General features: G+C 69.1%; 2 protein-coding genes and 2 pseudogenes. 1 reads left to right on the forward strand and 3 read right to left on the reverse strand.

All coding sequences use genetic code 11. The features are described from left to right. A pseudogene (locus tag QZ749_RS14440) lies at positions 1–428 on the reverse strand (indolepyruvate ferredoxin oxidoreductase family protein); the annotation flags it as partial. Between the two features lie 223 nt (positions 429–651). Between QZ749_RS14440 and QZ749_RS14445 the strand changes: the two are divergent. Then, entirely contained in the window at positions 652–1152 is a 501-nt protein-coding gene (locus QZ749_RS14445) for an Lrp/AsnC family transcriptional regulator (protein ID WP_290415230.1), read from the forward strand. A gap of 67 nt (positions 1153–1219) precedes the next feature. Here QZ749_RS14445 and QZ749_RS14450 read toward each other — a convergent pair whose 3' ends face one another. Together QZ749_RS14450 and QZ749_RS14455 are read right to left on the reverse strand one after the other, a co-directional pair. After that, positions 1220–3463: a glycoside hydrolase family 3 C-terminal domain-containing protein gene (locus QZ749_RS14450; RefSeq protein ID WP_296948196.1), complete on the reverse strand. Its 2244-nt coding sequence runs from the start codon at positions 3461–3463 to the stop codon at positions 1220–1222. A gap of 64 nt (positions 3464–3527) precedes the next feature. Beyond that, a pseudogene (locus QZ749_RS14455) lies at positions 3528–3760 on the reverse strand (glucose/galactose MFS transporter); the annotation flags it as partial.

Genomic DNA, 3760 nt, shown 5'->3' on the forward strand with positions numbered 1-3760 from the left:
TGCTTGAAGACGTCGCCGCAGCGGTCCACGCCCGGGCCCTTGCCGTACCACATGGCGAACACGCCGTCGTACTTCGCGCCCTCGAACAGGTTGGTCTGCTGGGTGCCCCAGACCGCCGTGGCGGCCAGGTCCTCGTTCATGCCGGGATGGAAGTGGACGTGATGTTCCTGCAGGTGCTCCTTCGCCTTCCAGGCGGTCTGGTCGACCTGGGTGACGGGCGAGCCGCGGTAGCCGGTGATGTAGCCGGCCGTGTTCAGGCCGGCCTTCAGGTCGCGCTCGCGCTGCAGCATCGGCAGGCGGATCAGCGCCTGGGTGCCGGTCATGAAGGCGCGGCCGCGTTCGAGCGTCCATTTGTCGTCGAGGGTGATCTCGTGCGCGGGCGAAGGCTGCGCCGGCTCCAGCTGGGTACGGTCCAGGGGGGCGTTCATGCTTGTCTCCAGATTGTTGTCGTTCTTGCGCGCGTTGGCTCGGTGCTCTCGGGTTGGACGCGTGGACGGGTTTCCCGTCCACGCGTCCAACCGGTTTACGCCGGCCCGCGTCGGTTTTCAGCCAGTATAGACCTCCCCCACCGACATTAAATTTCAATCGATTCCCCACGCCAGACGATTTGCGCAATAAAATTGCGGTATACGCGATTGCCGAGGAGTTTTCATGTCAAAGATCGAGCTGGATAAAACGGATCGCAAGATCCTGGCCATCCTGCAGGAAGACGGCCGCCTGTCCAACCAGGACGTGGCCGAGAAGGTCAGCCTGTCGCCGTCGCCGTGCCTGCGGCGCATCAAGCGCCTGGAGGAAGCCGGCGTGATCAAGCAATACGTCGCCCTGCTCGATCCGGACAAGCTGGGACTGGGCCTGCTGGCCTACGTCAACGTGCGCCTGGAAAAGCACAGCGAAGGCGCGCCGAACGCGCGCATCCCGGCGACCTCGCCGCGCTTCGCCTTCGCCGAGGCCGTGGCGGCCTGGCCGGAAGTGGTGGACTGCTATGCGATGACGGGAGAAATGGACTTCCTGCTGCGCGTGCACGTGGAAGACATGGAACACTTCTCGCGCTTCATGATGGCCACGCTGCTGCGCCACCCGGCGGTGCTGGACGTGAAGTCCAGCTTCGCCCTGCAGCGCATCAAGGAGACGACGGCGCTGCCGATCGTCTGAGCGCCGCCACGCCGCCACGCCGCCCCGGCCCGCGCGACGGGCCGGGGCGGCGTGGCGCCGGCGCGCGTCAGCGCTTCTGCGCCTTCCCTCGCACGTCCAGCACCGCGGCCGGCACGTCGACGGTCACGCTGCTGGCGCCCGTGCCGGCGGCGTCCTGGGCCAGCACCAGCTTGTACTTGCCCCTGGCGATGCGCCAGGTGCGCGAGGCTTCGTCGAACATGCCCAGCACGCGCGGCTCCACCGTCACCTCGACGTCCTTCGACTCGCCCGGCTGCAGCGCGACCTTGTCCCAGCCGGCCAGGCGCTTCGGCGCTTCCCACTTCGCGCCCGCGGGCGCCACGTAGACCTGCGGCACGTCCTTGCCGGCCACGCTGCCGGTATTCGTCACCTTGAAGCGCACGTGCAGGCGGCCGTCCTTCACCTGGCCGGCCAGGCCCGAATACGCGAACGTCGTGTAGGACAGGCCGTGGCCGAACGGGAACAGCGGCTTGTGCCCCTTCAGGTCGAACCACTTGTAGCCGACCGCCGCGCCCTCGTGGTAGTCGACGGCGAACTGCAGTTCCGGGTTCTTCGGGTCGCCGTCCAGCTTCGGCCGCGGCAGCTGCTGCTCGGAGGCCGGGAACGTGGCCGGCAGGTGGCCCGACGGATTCACCTTCCCGAACAGGACGTTGGCGATCGCCTCGCCGCCGCTGGTGCCGGGATACCAGGCTTCCAGCACGGCCGGCACCTTCGCCAGCCACGGCATGGCAACCGGGCCGCCGTTCTGCAGCACGACCACGGTGCGCTTGTTGGCGCCGGCCACGGCGTCGACCAGCGCATCCTGGCCGTCGGGCAGCGCCAGCGAGGCGGCGTCGTTGGCTTCGCCCACCCACTGGTTGGCGAACACCAGCGCCACGTCGGCCTGGGCCGCCACGCGCGCGGCGCGCGCCGGGTCGCTGCCGTCGTCGAACACCACCCTGGCGTCCGGCGCCTGGGCCTGGATCGCGCGCAGCGGCGACGACGGGTAATAGACCACCGGCCCCGGCCAGGTGTCCGGCTTGAGGCCCTTGACGGCCATGCCGCCGCGCGGATAGACCTGCGAGGAGCCGCCGCCGGACAGCACGCCGGCGTCGGCATGGCCGCCGATGACGGCGATGGTGCGCAGGCCCGCTGCCAGCGGCAGCGCGCGGCCCTCGTTCTTCAGCAGCACCATGCCCGCTTCCGCGGTGGCGCGGCTGACGGCGCCGTTCCTGTCGAAGTCGATCGCCACGCCTTCCTTCAGCGGATCGTCGACCAGGCCCTTGGCGAACATCGTGCGCACGATGCGGTGGACCATGTCGTCCAGGCGCGACTGCGGCACGGCGCCGGTCTTGACCGCCTCCATCAGCGCGCCGGCGAAGTACGGCGACTTGTCGAACTCGCTGCCGGACTGCTGGTCCAGGCCGTTGTTGGCGGCGGCCACCGTGCTGTGGACCGCGCCCCAGTCGGACATCACGAAGCCCTTGAAGCCCCAGTCGCGCTTGAGGACGTCGTTCAGCAGGTAGGCGTTCTCGCAGGAATACGGGCCGTTGACGCGGTTGTAGGCGCACATGACGGAACCGGCGCCGGACTGTTCGAACGCGAGTTCCATCGCCAGCAGGTCGGACATGCGCAGGGCCGCCTTGTCGATGCGCGCATCGAGTTCGTTGCGGCCGGTCTCCTGGTCGTTGAGGGCGAAGTGCTTCAGCGTCGAGATCACGTGGTTCGATTCGATGCCCTTGATCGCCTGGCCGACCATCACGCCCGCCAGCAGCGGATCCTCGCCCGCGTATTCGAAATTGCGGCCGTTGCGCGGATCGCGCATCAGGTTCACGCCGCCCGCCAGCATCACGTTGAAGCCGGAAGCGCGCGCTTCCGCACCGATCATCGCGCCGCCCGCATAGGCCACCTTCGGGTCCCAGCTCGACGCCGTCATCAGGCCCGACGGCAGCGCGGTGCGCTCGCGCACGTTCGGTCCGGACTGCGAGGCCACGCCCACGCCGGCATCGGTCTCGAACAGCGCGGGCAGGCCCAGGCGCGGCGTGCCCGGGATGTAGCCGGCCGATTGCGGCAGCGCCTCGGCGATCTTCTTCTTGCCGGCGAAATCGTGGCCGAAATAGGCGAACACCCAGCGCAGCTTTTCCTTCTGCGTCATCGCCTGCAGCGCCAGCGTCGCCCGCTCGTCCGCGCCCAGCGAGCGGTCCAGCCAGGGTTTCTGCGCCGGCTCGGGCGGCTCGGCGGCGGCGGCAACGGCCGTCGCCGCCGGGAAGATGGCCGCGAGCGCAGCGACGATGGTCAGGTGGCGAAAACGCATGAAAGTCCCCTCTTTGTTCGAGTTGTGGTGTGTTCGGATGGCGCCGCGCCGGCGGCGCCGCGGTTCAGGCCCGGTCCGCGCGGTACAGGTTCGCGTACTTCAGGCCGAAATACAGGATGAAGCCATAGCAGGCCGCCGGCACCAGGAACGAGGGCTGCAGGCCGAACGTGTCGGCCAGCGCGCCCTGCAGGAACGGCACCAGCGCGCCGCCGACGATGGCCATGCACAGCACGCCCGAACCCTGGCCGGTCAGGGGGCCGAGGCGGTGCAGCGCCATGCTGAAGATGGTCGGGAACA

Origin of the sequence: uncultured Massilia sp. (genome assembly GCF_913773735.1) — a bacterium.
Lineage (GTDB): Bacteria > Pseudomonadota > Gammaproteobacteria > Burkholderiales > Burkholderiaceae_D > Telluria.

Excerpts from the sequence above, each read along its gene's own strand:
- QZ749_RS14445 (WP_290415230.1), top strand. The coding sequence starts at position 652 with ATGTCAAAGATCGAGCTGGATAAAACGGATCGCAAGATCCTGGCCATC.
- QZ749_RS14450 (WP_296948196.1), bottom strand. The coding sequence starts at position 3,463 with ATGCGTTTTCGCCACCTGACCATCGTCGCTGCGCTCGCGGCCATCTTC.